General features: G+C 60.2%; 16 protein-coding genes. 7 read left to right on the forward strand and 9 right to left on the reverse strand.

Going from position 1 to position 15,254, the window contains the following annotated elements; translation table 11 throughout:
- Positions 1-5 precede the first annotated feature (5 nt).
- The 6 genes from ACUCV3_RS00355 to ACUCV3_RS00380 all read right to left on the reverse strand — a co-directional run bounded on the left by ACUCV3_RS00355 (position 6) and on the right by ACUCV3_RS00380 (position 4,423).
- Positions 6-1,355, reverse strand: a complete 1,350-nt coding sequence (locus ACUCV3_RS00355; RefSeq protein ID WP_293919430.1) for a TraB/VirB10 family protein — start codon at positions 1,353-1,355, stop codon at positions 6-8.
- On the reverse strand, positions 1,352-2,131 hold the full coding sequence (locus ACUCV3_RS00360) for a type-F conjugative transfer system secretin TraK (protein ID WP_026109090.1): 780 nt from the start codon (positions 2,129-2,131) through the stop codon (positions 1,352-1,354). The genes ACUCV3_RS00355 and ACUCV3_RS00360 overlap by 4 nt, the downstream gene beginning before the upstream one ends.
- Complete coding sequence (locus ACUCV3_RS00365; protein ID WP_017500737.1) at positions 2,115-2,750, reverse strand: TraE/TraK family type IV conjugative transfer system protein; 636 nt, start codon at positions 2,748-2,750, stop codon at positions 2,115-2,117. Before ACUCV3_RS00365 ends, ACUCV3_RS00360 begins: the two co-directional genes overlap by 17 nt.
- 8 nt (positions 2,751-2,758) lie before the next feature.
- Positions 2,759-3,025, reverse strand: coding sequence for a type IV conjugative transfer system protein TraL (locus ACUCV3_RS00370; protein ID WP_026109091.1), 267 nt, complete (start codon positions 3,023-3,025; stop codon positions 2,759-2,761).
- A 117-nt stretch (positions 3,026-3,142) separates the two neighbouring features.
- A complete protein-coding gene (locus ACUCV3_RS00375; protein WP_017500739.1) occupies positions 3,143-3,472 on the reverse strand; it encodes a hypothetical protein in 330 nt (109 codons plus the stop codon).
- Positions 3,473-3,646: 174 nt separating this feature from the next.
- Positions 3,647-4,423 carry a DsbC family protein gene (locus ACUCV3_RS00380; RefSeq protein WP_017500740.1) on the reverse strand — a complete coding sequence of 259 codons (777 nt, stop codon included), beginning with the start codon at positions 4,421-4,423 and terminating at the stop codon, positions 3,647-3,649.
- 483 nt (positions 4,424-4,906) lie between these two features.
- Between ACUCV3_RS00380 and ACUCV3_RS00385 the strand changes: the two genes are divergently transcribed.
- Positions 4,907-5,413 (forward strand): hypothetical protein, encoded by a 507-nt coding sequence (locus ACUCV3_RS00385; RefSeq protein ID WP_051035720.1) that lies wholly within the window; start codon positions 4,907-4,909, stop codon positions 5,411-5,413.
- 85 nt (positions 5,414-5,498) lie between these two features.
- Complete coding sequence (locus tag ACUCV3_RS00390; protein WP_081600906.1) at positions 5,499-5,711, forward strand: hypothetical protein; 213 nt, start codon at positions 5,499-5,501, stop codon at positions 5,709-5,711.
- A gap of 11 nt (positions 5,712-5,722) precedes the next feature.
- On the opposite strand, the gene ACUCV3_RS00395 is transcribed toward ACUCV3_RS00390, so the two are convergent.
- Positions 5,723-6,493: a fructosamine kinase family protein gene (locus tag ACUCV3_RS00395; RefSeq protein WP_293919438.1), complete on the reverse strand. Its 771-nt coding sequence runs from the start codon at positions 6,491-6,493 to the stop codon at positions 5,723-5,725.
- 248 nt (positions 6,494-6,741) lie between these two features.
- On the opposite strand from ACUCV3_RS00395, the gene ACUCV3_RS00400 reads away from it, so the two are divergent.
- From ACUCV3_RS00400 to ACUCV3_RS00420, 5 genes are all read left to right on the forward strand, one after another.
- Positions 6,742-7,161, forward strand: a complete 420-nt coding sequence (locus ACUCV3_RS00400; protein WP_026109094.1) for a helix-turn-helix domain-containing protein — start codon at positions 6,742-6,744, stop codon at positions 7,159-7,161.
- A 9-nt stretch (positions 7,162-7,170) separates the two neighbouring features.
- Positions 7,171-7,794 (forward strand): GntR family transcriptional regulator, encoded by a 624-nt coding sequence (locus ACUCV3_RS00405; RefSeq protein WP_017500747.1) that lies wholly within the window; start codon positions 7,171-7,173, stop codon positions 7,792-7,794.
- Between the two features lie 180 nt (positions 7,795-7,974).
- Positions 7,975-8,106 (forward strand): benenodin family lasso peptide, encoded by a 132-nt coding sequence (locus ACUCV3_RS00410; RefSeq protein WP_232015888.1) that lies wholly within the window; start codon positions 7,975-7,977, stop codon positions 8,104-8,106.
- A gap of 67 nt (positions 8,107-8,173) precedes the next feature.
- Complete coding sequence (locus ACUCV3_RS00415; RefSeq protein ID WP_017500749.1) at positions 8,174-8,833, forward strand: lasso peptide biosynthesis B2 protein; 660 nt, start codon at positions 8,174-8,176, stop codon at positions 8,831-8,833.
- 1 nt (position 8,834) lies between these two features.
- On the forward strand, positions 8,835-10,625 hold the full coding sequence (locus ACUCV3_RS00420) for an asparagine synthase-related protein (protein ID WP_017500750.1): 1,791 nt from the start codon (positions 8,835-8,837) through the stop codon (positions 10,623-10,625).
- Here the strand turns inward: ACUCV3_RS00420 and ACUCV3_RS00425 are convergent.
- The gene (locus tag ACUCV3_RS00425; RefSeq protein ID WP_081600907.1) at positions 10,598-12,640 is read right to left on the reverse strand and encodes an Atxe2 family lasso peptide isopeptidase; all 2,043 of its coding nucleotides are present in this window, start codon (positions 12,638-12,640) and stop codon (positions 10,598-10,600) included. The two genes, ACUCV3_RS00420 and ACUCV3_RS00425, sit on opposite strands and share 28 nt — an antisense overlap.
- On the reverse strand, positions 12,640-15,189 hold the full coding sequence (locus tag ACUCV3_RS00430) for a TonB-dependent receptor domain-containing protein (RefSeq protein ID WP_293919432.1): 2,550 nt from the start codon (positions 15,187-15,189) through the stop codon (positions 12,640-12,642). Before ACUCV3_RS00430 ends, ACUCV3_RS00425 begins: the two co-directional genes overlap by 1 nt.
- Between the last annotated feature and the right edge of the window lie 65 nt (positions 15,190-15,254).

Consider the following 15,254-nt stretch of genomic DNA (forward strand, 5'->3'; position numbering starts at 1 on the left):
GGGCATCAGAATTTGGTGGCCGTGGTGGGTTTGATTTCCAGAGCCAGCCCCTCCTGGATCACGACCACCACATCCTTGGCGGCGCCGACCTCCACGATCGGGCCGGCCTGGCGCGCGAGATCGAGGTAGAAGTCGGTGAGCTTGTCGGAAGATTTGGACAGGCCGCCTGCAATGCCGGTCTTGAGCGCATCGCCCGCGTCCAGGGATCGGACGGTGCCGAGCGCCGAGGTCGAGGTGTTGCCAAACGTATTCTCGACGCTCTGGCTGACCCCGGCGATGGTGCCGGCGATGAAGGTGCGGGCGAGCGCAGCGCCGGCGCGGGTAACGACCTTGCCCGACAGTCCCTTCTTGCCGTCGGTATCGACGAAGAAGCCCTTGATCGGCTGATCGATGACCGAGCGTTCGTCAAAGTCCACGCAGGAGAGCGAGATGAGCTGGACCTCGACCCGTTCCTTGGCAAGGCTGCCCGTGGCATTGCCGATGACAAAGCATCCAGCAAGGTTGGCCTTCACATCATTGGGCAGCACGACGGGCGCCTGGACGCGGGCGATGAGGGGCTCGGGATTGCTCGTCGCGTCCCGGCTGGCGAGCGCGTCGATCCCGGTCAATAGGCGCGCCTTCATGAAACCAGGCGGCAAATAGATCGTCCTGGTCTTTTTTTTAGCGCCATTTGGAGCAGCGGATCCTTCCGCGACGATTGCGCTGGTCGCGGCACCTATCGCGCCGACCTGGCGCTCGACCGGCGGGGCAGGTGGCGCTGCCGGCGCGCTAGGCATGGGCGGTGCAGGCAGGCTCCCGTCAGCGCGTTCAAGTTCGCTTTGGGAAGGGCTGGGCGGAAAGGCCGGGATGTCGCTTGGCATGGCGTTTGGGAGGTCGTCGTCTGGTGCGTCGCTCGATGCTGGACCGGCGGTGCCTATCCGGCCCTCCTCGATCGCCGTGACTCTGTCGCCAAGCAGGTTCTGCCCATCGAGGATTTTCTTGAGGTCGCCGCGCACCTTCGTTTCAAGACTGTCGCCACGAAGGCCCGCGCCCATGTCGAGCTTCGAAGCCGCCGGCGCCTGGGGCGTGACCTTCTCCGCGCTGTTCGAGGCCGAGTAGAGGCCATAGCCAAAGAGGGCGACCAGCACACCGATGGCGGCCTGGCGTGCGCGCAATTGCTGGTGGGGGCTGAGCGTCGCCCAGCGTTCCTTCAGATCGAGAAGGGCCGGGCCGCGCAGGTGAAGGACGCTGTTGCCCATGTCACTCGTTGCCGACGACGGGCGGTTCGGCCGCGAATGGCCCCTGGCGCCGCTGCCCTGCGCGGGCGAACCGGGTTCGTCTGGGCTTTGGGGCATATCCTGTCGCTCATCGCTCATAGCCCGTCTCCCCGGCGCAGGATTATGAGGCGAGCGGTCTCCCCGGTGCGGAGAGAGAGCCTATCAAGCGTCGCGCTGAAGATGCGGGCGCCAAGCGCTGTATCGAGGAAGAGGCGCTCGTCGACCTCCATGTCGCTTATGGCGTCGACCCGATATTCCGATGCGTTGAGGCCTGCGCCCTCGACGGTGACGCGGCGGTGTTCGGTGATGTGCAGCGCGGGTGCGGCGGGGAGGGTGATTTGCCGGCTGGCGGTCGCCACCTCGGTGAAGCTGGCCGGCACCCGATCCTGTAAAAGGGACAGGGTGATCGAGACCGCACGATCTTCCTGCGCAAGCGGGGCGAGCAGATCCTCATTGGCACGGGCGCGCTGCCGGGCGCCGGGCACCAGTATGATCGTCTGCGCCGGGATTTCGGAGGGCTCGGCGTAGAGCGGGTAGATTGCCCCGTTACAGGTGACGAAGAACTCGGACGGCGTCGTCACATAGCTACGGGTGATCTGGCCGCTGTCGTCGCTTTCGCGGACAAGGAATTTGACCCAGGCGTCACCGCCGCCTTTCTCGACCGCGAGGCCCTTCTCGGCGGAGAATTTGACATCCTCTATCTCCCCGCCCTGACAGATGAGATGATTGACGTCCCGGTTCGAGAGCCGGATCATACTGGTCTGATCGGGCAATGCCTGGATCGATTGCGCCTGTCCCGGCGACGCTAAGGCGATGAGAGGCAAAAGTGGCAGGGCGGCGCGAGGCGCGCGCGCTCGGTTACCCAAGCTCGGCATCGAATTTCTCCTCGGTGAGAGACAGGATCCAGAAGCGACCGGCATCGATCGTGTATCGGATGCGCAAGTTTCCCCGGAATTTGCGGATGACGCCGCCGATGACGCGGACCTTCTCGACCGGCACGATGATCTGGCGATCGGTCCAGGTGACGGGCTGATCGGGCCGAATATAGGTGGCGATCGAGAGCGTGGGATTGTTGGCGAGCTCATCGAGCACGCCATTCAGGCTGTCCCGCAGGCCATTATAGGCGGTCGGGTGGACGATGCTGAGCAGCTCCTGAAACTGCCGGTCGGCAGACAGAGCAGAATAGGTACCCGAGAGCGCGACGATATTGCGCGTCATGGCGCGCAGATAGGCAGAAGATGGCTTGCCGCCGGTCACGTAGAGATCGCCGCCGGCGCCGAAGGGAATGACGATCGTGCGTTGGTTCTGGGACGTCGAGTAGAGCGTAATGCCCAGCACTGCGGTCACGCCGAACAAGCCGACAATCGAGAATTTGAGCAGCCTGTTCTCCTCGAACAGATTGGACGATCCCTGGAGGTAGCGGTGAATGCCGAAGCTTGCCGGTTTGCCGAGCAGCGGGTCGGGCGCCTCCTGGGGTGATTTCTGACGAAACATGATATGCCTCACTCGCAAAAGCGGGTCTGGGTTGGCCCGGGATAATGGGGGAGGCGGAGCAACCCCCAGCGCCAGGCCAGATGGGGCACGAAACCGCGGGGCTTCGTCCGCTTCCAGGGAATGAAAAGGAGAAGGACGCCGAGGAGCGACCAGCCCACCAGCCCGCCGACGATGACGGCGACGAAGATGGTGGAGACCACGAGGATGAACTCCTGCGCGTCGAACCAGAGGATCTGGACCGGCTTGTGCAGAAATTGTGGAAGTCTCTCGTCCACGTCCTTCTCCCTTGCTTCACCCACATCTGAACAGATGTGAGGGTTACGAAGAGCGCGGTTCGCTCTCCGCCCGGCGCGGGGCCGATGAAGCCCCGCGCTGGTCTTTTGGCCGGTTCTTCAGACGATCATGCCGAAGGTCTGGAGGATGGAGTCCGCGCGGATGAGGCAGACGGCGGCCACGATCGTGGGAATGCCGATCATGATATTCGAGAAGAGACGCGAGACGCCGAACAGGAAGGCGGCGACACCGCCCACAAAGCCCAGCGGTCCCTTCACGCCCTGGTTCACCACGATATCGTAAATGTCGTAGCCAAGGTCGCCCGCGGTCGGTGCCTGGAAAGCGTGGGCGGCCGATGCGAGGGCGAGGGCAGCGACGAATGTTCCCACGGCATCGGCCGACGAAAAAGACGGGCGGCGCAGGCGCGGCAGATGTGCAAGCTTGATCATTTGTTTAGGTCTCCAGAAACGAGAGGAGCCGCCCCAAGACATGCCTGCCGGCACCGACTGGGTGTTCGCTGTCGGCCGACGACAGGCTGGGTGGCTCCTCGAAGATCGGGCGCCGTCGTCGGCATCTCGAGGCCTTGGGCTGCCATGCAGCCTTGAGGCCCGCCAGAATTAGGGTCAGGTCGGCGGCTTAGCTGACGGCCGCTGCTTGGCGAGCCAGGCTTCAATCTCGGCCTGTTGGAAGCCGGATATGAGTTGCCCATCGAGAATAAGCGTCGGCGTGCCCGATATGCCCATGGATTTGACCGCTTGGCGATGGGCCTGAACCTGGGCGGCGCCATCTGTGCACCGGTTGAGGGGCTTTGGTGGCTCACCGGCATAGGTCGCGCGGAACGCTGCCTCGCGGTCCTTCGCGCAGAGAATATGCTCGGCCTTCGAGGCTGCCTCTGGATGGATGCCGGACACGAAGTAGATCTGGCGGCGCACCGGTTTGCCTTCGGCCGCCTTGGTAGCCCAGAAGCGATCGAGCGCGCGGCAATAGGGGCAGTCGGGGTCGGTAAACTCGATCACCATTGGGGCGCCGGGCGGTCCGATCAGGAGCGCCTGGCTTTGATCAAGGGTCTTGAGTTTGGCTCGAGCCGCGGCATCCTGGGACAGGGCCGTGAGGTTGACGCCATTCTTGTCGTAGATGGTCGCGAACAGGAGATGATCGCTTTCCGGCGCGTAATAGAGGATGCGGCCGCCGGCGCTGGCCTGGAAAAGCGGGCCATGGATGGGAGATGGCGCAAAATCCTCGAACTGAAGATTGGCGAAGCTTTGGCGCAGCTGGGCCTCTGCAGATTTTGCGACTTGGGAAAGGTCCGGGTCGACTGGCCCCTGACTGAGCGCTGGTGCTGCGATGCCGAGCATCAGAACCGCTGCAATCAGGCTCGGTCTGTCGAGATGCCGGGTCATTGATCGCTTCCTGCGTCCGGACGTGTTTTCCTCAAGAGGAGGCGCTGATCGATCCTCACCGTGCTTCCCAGATCCATGGTTTCCTCTGCAGGCAACGCAGTGCGAGGCTCGCCGATGAAGAAATCGGCGCCGATTTGGGCAATCGCCAGTTTTTGTGGAGCCAGCGGCGGCCCAATGGGGCGTATCTTCCGGGCTGCGGACGCAGAACCCGGAGCGAGGACGAGTGTGAGCAATCCGGCCATGATAGCCAGGCGTGACGCTGACATTGGATAGGTCTCCCTATTGCCGGGCGCATTCGCGCTCTGGCCTTGCGGTCCGGTCTGGGCTGAGTCGTTGCGTTCTCTTCGAGCGGCGTCTCGACCTCTGATCGGGTGGGACAAGCGATGCATCCAATGCTGCACACTCGGCAATGGGGAGGGCACTGAGATGCCGTAAGCGGCACTGAGGTGCCGAAATCGGCATTTCAGTGCCGCTTTTATGCGCATGGACAGCTTCAAAATCGAATTCGGTCGTCAGGAGACAAGCGGATTTTGCGAATCAGAAAGGCTATCGATGGTGACACCCAAGTCTCGGACCTACCGGCTGCATCTATCGGAGGAGGGGACCGACACGTTTCTCGAATGCCATTCCCGGTTGGCACGCATTGCCAGGCGGTTCATTCCTTATGGAACCACGCTGACCGTCGCCACGCTGCTCCTCGAGGCGCTAGAAGGTCCGGAACTGTCCGATGAGCTTTGCGCCCCGGTAGTGAACCGCCTGGCCGGACGGATCGAACATTTTGTCGGTGCTTCGCCCTGTCTCGCCCAAGCAGCGGCAAAGATGCTCGACCACATCGAGATTGCACCGGGTGGCGGGCCCTCCGTCACGGCCGCCCGGCTTTTCATGACCGCCATCGCGCTCATGTCCGCAAGTGAAGACAGCGAAATTGAGCGAGCCTATCGCCGCATCGGGACGGCGTTCGCGCCACCGAGCCCTGAGACGCCCGGTTGAGCCGGGATGTTGTTCATCGACAGTCGGTGGCATCACCGATCGTTCCGGCGCATAGCGCAGCGCGGACCTTTTGGGGGAACTGGCAATGGCACAGATCACCGACCGCGATCTTCACCTGGTAAAGAAAGCACTGTGCCTGAGCATCGCTGTGATTGAACAGCAGCCTGACGGTCCGTTCCGCCCTGATTCCGATGCCGCCGACATGAAGGATCTCGCCGATCGGCTCATGGCGAACGATGCCGAACTTGCCCATTATCTCCGTTCTGCGCGGATAATCCTGGCGGGTAAGCCCGAATAAAGCGCGATTTTCTAAAGGCCGAGCATATCCAGGCAGGCGCTGGCCTGTTGATGATAGGCCCCACCAAAGAGGCGAACATGGACCAGGAGCGGCCAGAGCCGATAGACGGGCTGTCGCTCTTGCCATCCCTGTTCAAGGCCGCAGGCATCGTAAAAAGCTGCCGGGGGTTGATCGAACAGGCTGAGCATCGCGAGGTCGACCTCGCGGTCACCAAAATAGCAAGCCGGATCGATCAGCCCCGAGACCCGATCTTTCTCTATAAGGATATTCCCGCCCCAGAGATCTCCATGGAGCAGCGCAACCTGAGGCCCAGTTGGGATATGGTCGGCCAGGCGGTCGGCGAGCCGACTGACCCTATCCGCCAGATGTGGCTCGATATGGGGAAGATGGCAGCACAGGCGCCTCTCCGCCCAGAATTCGACCCAATTATCAGTTCTGCCGTTGGGGATGGCGACCGGCCCGAAACCATGATCCCTGTCCCAGCCCGATTGCTGCCGAGTGGGTCGGTGAAGATGATCGAGGACTTCGGCCAGCTGCGCCCAGGAGCGCGCGATCTGGCCCGAGCCAGGCAAATCCTCAAGGAGCATCAGTCCCTTCTCGACTGCCAATACCGACGGGACCGGGGCCTGCGTTGCATGAATAGCGGCAAGCATGATGGCTTCCTCTTCCACCAGCGGTCCGCGCTTGGCGATTATCGATCGTCCGTCCGCAAGGCTGAGACGCAACACGTTGCTGAGGTCGCCGCCTGAAACGCGCGCCGCACTCACCACGCGTACGCCCATTAAACTTCCTGCACGCGTGAATATTGACCTCATTTTGGTTGGGTCTCCTGGCGTCGTTCCGTCATAATATCTGTTGCACCTGAAGTTGAGGCCGCGCGCCTGATTTTCCTGCTGAATCACGCAGGATAGGTAAATCTCGCTCACTCTCAAAATGGGAGTCAAAAAATTTGACCCACGGCACATTTCACACGACCCTGATCGAGTCGGAATGTGCATGGGAGCTTTGAGACGCGATCAGGGAGGCCCTGATGATCTCATCTCAAGGCGGCGCCTTTGAAGAGGGGGCGTCGATACTGGCCGAGGTCAAGACGATCTCAGGTCGCCGCATAGAAGAACGGCGCAAACGCCATCGCATTACGCAAAAGCAACTTGCTGCCGATGTCGGGATCGGCGTGCGGTGGCTTCGTGAAATCGAGGCGGGCAACCCGAAGTCCCGTGTCGATGATCATATCGCTTGCGCTCATGCCCTTGGGCTCTCCTCAGCGCACCTTATCATTCCAATGCTGTTTCTGGAGCATAACATGCACTTTCCTCGCCATTTCTTTCTCGACGACATGCAGAAGCTGGAAACGCTGCTGGTCGAATTCATCTCAAATCTCAGCCTCAAGACATTCCTTCAGGCCGGTAATGGACACAAGGGGCCGGGCGGCGCCGGCTCGGCAAGGTAGAGCGGACTTATGTCGCCCGACGCCTTCACCGCCGATCGCATTCACCGCGAGATAAAGAAGCTGATCATGGCCGGCAAATTCACGCCCGGCTTGCCGCTGACCGTCCAGTCGCTCGCCGACGAATTTGGGACGAGTACGTCTCCTGTGCGAGATGCACTCAATCGGCTGGTGGGCGAGCGTCTCGTTGAAACGCAGGGCGGCGGTGGGTTTGCTTTGCCGGAAATCACCAAGCGTAACGTTTACCATCTCTACAGCTACCATGCCGACCTTGTCCGGACGATCGTGAAGGTGATGGTTCGACTGGAGGAAATGGGTTCGCCACCTGCTTTCGTCGTCAACAGATCAGCGCACGGCCTGGCTTTGGCTTATGCGACCGCGGAGTTTTTTTCGCTGCTGGCATCCTGCTCCCCTAACCCCGAACATTTAGATGCGATCGTACAGGCGGGCGAGCGGCTCGCTATTCTCCGACTGCACGAAGGCCCTATCGGTAGGCAAGGCGAGGAACTCGCGACGCTATGGAATGTAACCCGTTCGGGAAACAGAAACGCAACACGGATCGCTATGTGGCAATATCACCGTCGACGTTTGTTACGAGCTGATCAAATTTCTTCAGCGGCGACACGAATGAGGTAAATCCTGAAAAGCCTTGAAAGCCTCGCTTCGCTGCCTGCCAAGGCGTTGCCATATTTCATTCGATTATGACGGCGATCATATATGCTCTCAAAATGAGAGCATATATGATCGGATATATGGCTTTTCTTTCATACCATCAGCGTTGCCGCAAATTCCTGCGGCGCAATGATGGAGATGAACATGTCCAATATCGAACATGACGAAGATATCGTCGATCTGGGTGCCGCTTCCGTCGAAACCCAGGGCGCCATCCGTGGCGTCCTCGACCTCACCGGTGGTCAGCTGAACCAGATGGGCATCGCTGACGACTGATCGATGAGGCGCGCGTCCTTTTGAAGGGCGCGCGCCGTAATCGCGTCTTCGAAAGAGGGGCGGACCCATGCGGTACAAGCTGAGGAATGGCCTGGCCTTCTGCGTCACTGGCGGAAGAACGATCTTCCTGGACGTCGCGGCTGATCGCTATTTCGGCCTGCGGCCGGAATGGGATGCAGCTTTCAGGAGATATCTTGAAGACAAGGAGGACGGTCCCGGGATCGAGCCCTTGCTGCGTGGTCAGATTCTCGTCATGGCAGATGAATGTGAACCATTTAGTCAGCAGGCTGTGATCCCGCCGGCTCGCCGGGAGGTCTTGGCTGAGTTCGGCCATCGCCTGAGCGGCAGGAGCTTGTTGTTCATTCTTGCCCAGTTCAGGGCGATGCTGGACCTGCGGTTACGCCGCTTTGACAGGATCGTATCTGGGATTGCCGATCGGTCGCGAGGACTCGGTGTCGTCGGTTGGAATTGTCCTGATTTGCGCGAGTGGGGACCAATTGTGGGCGCCTTTGCGGCCTCCGCGCCGCTGCGTCCCCGCAATACCCACTGTCTGACCAATTCGATCGCCTTCATGGACATGGCTTTGTCGGCGCGGTTGCCAGCCAAACTGATCCTGGGCGTCAGCGCATCGCCCTTTTCCGCCCATTGCTGGGTTCAGGCAGGTGATACGGTCTTAAACGACCGCCTCGAGAATATTTCGGCGTTTGAGCCGATCCTGGCGATCTGAGATGCTGGAACGCTACCTCGCAATCATTGATTATAGCGGTGCGCCGCTTGAGAGGCTCTCCTCCGAATTCCTAGCGGCCTCCGGGTTCCAAAGCGTTCTACCCGGAAAAAGCTGCGCGCTTTTGACCGGCTGTGCCGCGCAATTGCTCACGCTCCCGGCCGACCGAGGCGCGGTGATCGGCCCGGTGTTTCCGCGCCATGGTCCTGCCGCGCGCATATTGCCGAGCGACAGGATCTTTCCCGATGATATGCTCCATGGTGATCCAGTCGCGACTTTAGCTGAGCGCTATTGGGGCGGCTATGTTGCCTTGCTCACGCCTGAGAATAGGATGCTGGTCGCGCGTTCCCCCGGCGGCGCGCTGCCAAGTTATTTCACGATGCTTCCAAGAGGATGGGCAATCTCGTCAGACATCATGCTTCTCGTCGAAGCAGGTCTGGTTCGACCGTCGGTGAGTTGGGCGGAAATTCCACGCTATCTGGGCGCCAAGGACCTGCCACAGGCCAGGACGGCACTCGATGGCGTTACGGAATTGCTTCCTGGTACTGCGGTGGAACTGGTCGAGCGAGAAGCTCGGGCGTGGCAGTTCTGGAACCCTTGGGATTTTGTTTCCGAGCCGCTTTTCTGGGATAGCGAGGAGGTTGCCGAGCGCCTGCGCCGCACAGTTGATCATTGCGTTGCGTCCTGGGCATCTACCTCGCTGGCTCCCATCCTCACATTATCAGGAGGGCTCGATTCCTCGATCGTCGCGGCGGCGCTTTCCAGAGTAGGCAGGCGTGCGAGCAGCGTGACGATTTCGACCCTGAGCCGTGATGGCGATGAGCGGGACTATGCCCGCGTAATGGCGCAGGCATCGGGTATGAACCTTATAGAGGCCACTTATGATCTGGCGGATGTGGATATGTCCAGATCAGTGGCAGAACAATTCCCAAAGCCGATCGGATTCGTTCACGAACTCGCCTATCATTCGGCCTTGTTACGCGCGGTTGGCGAGGCTGGCGCAGACGCCGTCTTTACCGGAAATGGCGGCGATAACGTCTTTTACAATAGTAGTTCTGTTCGGCCATTTTTCGACGCGTGGAAAGCCAGAGGTTTCCACCGTGAAACCGCTCAGTCGATAGCCGATATCGGGAGGGTGACCCAGGTCCCTCGATGGGAGGTATGTCGCCAGATCGTCAAAGCCGCTCGCACTATGCGTCGGCCCTATCGATGGCATCTCGACATTGATTTGATGGAGGCGGACGCCGCTGAGGCGTTGCAAGCAGACCCGCCGCAGCACGATTGGCTAGAGAAGGCACCACTCACACGGCCCGGAAAACTGGGCCATATCGCGCTCCTCCTGCGCGTTCAAAACCATGTCGAAGGCTATCTGCGTGGCTTCGGTTTGCCCATGATCGATCCGCTCATGTCGCAACCGATTGTCGAGTTGGCTTTGGCCATCCCGACCTGGAAGATGATAGAGGGCGGGAGAAATCGGGCCATAGCGCGTCGGGCCTACGCCGACCTTCTCCCGCCACTCATCCGCGACCGTCGGCGCAAAGGAAGTCCGAGCAGCTTCGCGGTAGACCTGGTCAACCAGCGCCTCGACGAGATACGCGAGCGGCTGATGGATGGTGAACTTGTTCGTCACCGGCTTGTCAGTCGGTCAGCCTTGGACGAGGCGCTTGTCCATGGGCCGGCCATTGATCGTCACTATGTCCGCCTCATGGCGCTTCTCGACATGGAGGCGTGGATTACGCGCTGGCAAGCAATCCCGAATGGTCAGGGTCATCCACCCGGTTTTGCCTCTCTCTGATTCCAGCTTCTTCGCATCTGTTGCCACCGCTCAGCCTCTTGGGCTGCTTGGCTTCCCCCAACAGGCAACTTGTCGAGCAACCAGAAATTGAACCAGTCGATAGCCCGTCGATAGATCGCAACCCTATGAGCAGGTTGTCGTTTCACATGATGCTCATCCGGGAAGACATAAAGATCCACGGGCTTGCCGGCGCGGCGAAGGGCTGTGAGGGCTTCGAGGCCTGAAAGATATTCATCGTCCGACATCTGGGCCAGGACCGGGAAGGGAATGCGATTTGCATTTCGCGCCCAGGATAGGCCCTCCCAAAGGGACGGATTGTCGGAAGGGGAGGCGGGCCAGCCCAGCTTTTCATATTCCGCCTGAATAGCAGGCCCAAGGAGCCAGGTTTGCGACCCTTCCCAGCAGCAACTGCTGATCGCAGCCGCTTTGAAAAGCGTGCTGTGAAGAGCAGCGAATTGCACGGTCGATACGCCATCACTCAGGCCTGTGATGCCGATGCGTGCTGGATCGACGAGGCCGGCGCTAATGAGCTGCTGAACCTTCGTCTCGATGGCTGACAGGATGCTGCGCCGTTCCATGAAGCCGTCGAGCTGGCGCCGCTCTCGTTCATGTGGGTCGATCTTTTGATCGCGCAGTGGCGCGGGTGGCCGCTGGATCGAGAGAACCAGATATCCGGCCTTCGCAAGCAACTGGATAGGATATTCGTCTCCCGTACCGCCGCGCAGAAACCCTCGGCTTTGATATTGGACGACTATCAAAGGATAGCGCTGCCCGACCCGGTAATCTGGTGGATAAACGAGGTCGCCATAGCATTCGAGATCGCGATCATTTTTCCATTGCAGCCGCTCCGCATGCCCGAGAGCGAGAGAGCCGAATTCGGGATTGGGATTGAAAATCACCTGCGACCGACCGCTTTCGGGATCAATCCGATCGAGATATCTCGGTGCTACCGATTGCTCCCGGGCACAGATAATGTCCGTGCCAAGAGCGCCACAATTCATAAGCAGGTTCGATGTCTGCATGATTTTGCGAACGGATTTGCGAGCCGGTTGCCATTCATAAATTCCCGTCAGGCTTCGGCCCCAGCCTTCACGCCGGACATAACGGATAGCGTCGCCGGCCATCCATGGTTGTCCCTCGACATCCGTGCAGCGACTGTCGGCGCAGATTATTTGCGCTGTCCCATCTGTAAGGGCGAGGCGGCTGACGCCATCGACGTCGACTGCCAGCGTCGCCGCTTTTCGATGTGCTCGGGATGGAGCGTCGGACGCTGAGAAGATCAGCGCCTGTGTGGGCGCGGCCAGGCGATGTTCACCAGTTAAGATGTTGATTGATACAAAACTGTAATGGGCCGGCCCCCGCGGAAACGGCCGGTTTCTTCCGTAAGGAAACCAGCGTTCATCAAAATGATATCCTGACAAGCTCTCTTGATCGAGCGCATCGCTGGCGCTTGCGTCGTCCCGTACTTTCGCGATGACCGATAACCCACCGCCGTCGAACCGGAAATCGACGATATCATCGTCGAATGTCGCCGTCATTTTGCTCCTACTTCCGTCCCAACTCCAGAGTTGGAGGCGGCCATCGACATATTTGAGATAGGCAAGATGTTTACCATCGGGCGACCAGCGGGGTGTGATGACCTTGGGAAAGCCGCTCGGGAACCCCGTCATCCCGTAATAATCGTCAAAACGCCAGAAGGCTGCGCCAGCGCCGCTGTCGATAAGGCGCGGACTGCTCCCCAGCGCGATGACATAAATGCCCGAACAAAAATCATTGCTGGCGATGTTGGCTCTCGCAACGCTGACGGCAATGGCCTGTCCATCGGGAGAGACTGAAAACATGGGATCTACATCAAGATCGGGGATGGATCCCATGTTCAGGGTTTCAATGAGATCGCCGGCCGAAAGTGAATGGCTTGGACCTGGGCTTTTGATTTGTAGCGCGGCCTTGCAATCCGACGCAGGGGTCGGACTGCTCGCCGCTGCTGCCAGCGCTAGGGCAAGGAGCGGGAGCATTACCAGGCCTTGGAAATCGTTAGGCTGACGAAGCGGCCGACGCTTGAATAGTTGGTCGCGTCATATGGCGGGCTGTTCGCCCCAGAGGTTCGGATGAGCGAAGGCATTTCATTGAACAAATTCTGCGCTGACAGAAGGAACGACCAGCCCCCGAGAAGCCCGGGTCCGTCGAACTTGATATTGGCGCTGAGGTCGACCGATTGGAAACTGTCGACCTTGTAGACCTGCGTTGTTCTTCCGTCGGTCGTGCCGCCGATATAGTTATAGCTCGCTGTCAGCCCGATATTGCCCCGTTGCCAGCCCGCGCTTGTTCGCGCGCGCCAATGCGGTGGGTTGAAAATTGTGCCAGCCCTCTCGATGCTGGGCTGGCTCGCTGACAAGCGTTGGTCGCTCTTGAGATAGCTGGCGTTCGTCTCGACACTGAACGCATTGGCGCCGTTGCGGAAGGCGTAGGAAGCCGTGACGTCAACGCCCTGGATTTTCTGCCGAGCAGCATTTTGTAGCTGGTTGTGGACGATTGCGACAATGCCGGCCGGGTCATACGGGCCATCGGTCTGATTGCTGACGCCAAGCGGCAGGTCGGTGGTGGCGGCCAAAACCTCGGTGAGGCTCGGATTGAGCAGGACGAGGTCTGCATATTCACTGCGGAAAGATTGATAGTCGTCGGCGATCGGGCTGACGACCCGCCCCTTGTAGCGGACATGGAAATAGCTTGCCTGCAGGCTGAGCCCCTCGACTGCTCTCGGCGCAAATTCGGCAGTAAGGGTCAACGTCGTCGCCCGCTCGGGGGCGAGGTTTCGGCTGCCGCCGGCGAGAACAAGGACGGCTCCGGCTGTCGCGGGACTAGGCGTGAATTCGCTCGAAGCGAGGGTATAGCCCTGTTGCACGGTGTTGCGCTGGCTGAGCGTGGGCGCCTTGAAGGACTTGCCCCAGCTGCCCTTGAACATGAGCGCATCGACTGGCTGGTACAGGATACCGATTTTTGGTGTGGCTAGCCCGCCAAGATGGTCATAGCGCTCATAGCGTAGGGCCCCGGACAGCTGGAGTTTCTGGATGAGCAGTAAAGCATTCCGATCTGACACCAGCGGCACGACGACTTCCCCAAAACCATAGATCGCCGTTTGGGAATCGAGATAGTTTACCAGATTGAAGGTGCCAGCGGCGCGGACGCTGCGGACCGAAGCCGCGAGGCCATTGGATCGAAGACCAGCACCAAGCGCGAGGCGGACATCGCCGCCCGGAAAGGCGAAGAGCGGACCGTCGCCGCTGATTTCAGCCGACCATAGATCATTTTTATAGCGAATGAGGTTCTCGGCAAAACGCACTCCTCCTGAAAAGATGGAACCATCAATCTGTGTATCGCTGACGGCTCGTGTAGCTCTCGCTGTCACATCCCAGTCGGCTGGTAGATGAAAGGTGACCGAGGGGCTGACGGAATAGCTCTCGACAGCCGAGCGTGTCAGATTTCCACCGGTCGTGACTGGCGCGGTGGCGCTGAAGGGCAGCGCAGCGCGTGACCGGTGATTATTATAATGAGCGTCTATTTCAAACTCTGCCCCGTCCCCCAGGCGTTGATGCCCGGCCAGGATCGCACTGATCTGGCGCTGCGATGGCAACAGCGTCGTTCCGGGTTCCATATTGGCTGTCAGATCACGCTGCGCGGCTGTGATATCGGAAGCCTGGCTGAAATCGCCGGCCAACATCATCCCGCCGCCCGACCAATGGGCGCCCGACACTGCACTATATTGCTGCTGGAAGTTGCCGCCCTCTGTCGCGGCCCCGAGGCGAACGCTGGTGAGCAGTCCGTCATATTCCCGCCGCAGGATGATGTTGGCGACACCCCCTACGGCATCTGAGCCGTAAAGTGCCGAGGAGCCATCAGCGACAACTTCGATCCTATCGATGGCTGCAAGTGGGATTGCGGAGATATCCACGCCCTGGCTGGCAGCGTCATAGGCGAGCCGGTGACCGTTCAAGAGCGTCAGGGTCGTGTCAGGGCCAAGGCCGCGCAGATTGAGCGCGGAAGACGAGTTCACATTTTCCGAACCGGTCTGGACACTGGAGATGACACCCGGGTTCTGACCGCCGGAAAAATTCTGCGGGATGCTGCGCGCGAAAGAACCCAGATCGCTATATCCAAGCTCAGCGATCTTCTCGCGCGAGGATGAAAGGACAGGGGCTGTCGGCTTCGCTCCCCTGATGCGTGTGCCTGTAACTGAAAACAGCACATCCGTCGCGCCGGTTACCTCCTCGCGCGACGGTGCCTCTCGCCCCCGCAGGGTTATCGTACGATCCCTGATCTCGGCAGTGAGGCCCGACGGCGCGAGGAGGGCGGCCACGGCTTCTTCGACCGTGTAGGCGCCGGCTAGCGATGGGGCGCGCGCGCCCTTGAGGCTCTTGGGGTCGGCGACGAGCTGGTAATCGCTGCCGCGCGCGACGCTTCGCAAGGCTGTGGCAAGATCCTGTTCAGGCAGGTTGTAAGTCTTTTGCGCGTCCTGCGCATGTGCCTGACTGCAAATAGCGCCCATGCAAAGTGCAGCGCTGGTCATCAGCGCAATCTTTACGATTCCCATTATGTGCCCCTATTTCATGCTGCCTCTTTTTTGAGGTTCAA

The sequence above is a fragment of the Sphingobium sp. VMM genome (assembly GCF_056790315.1).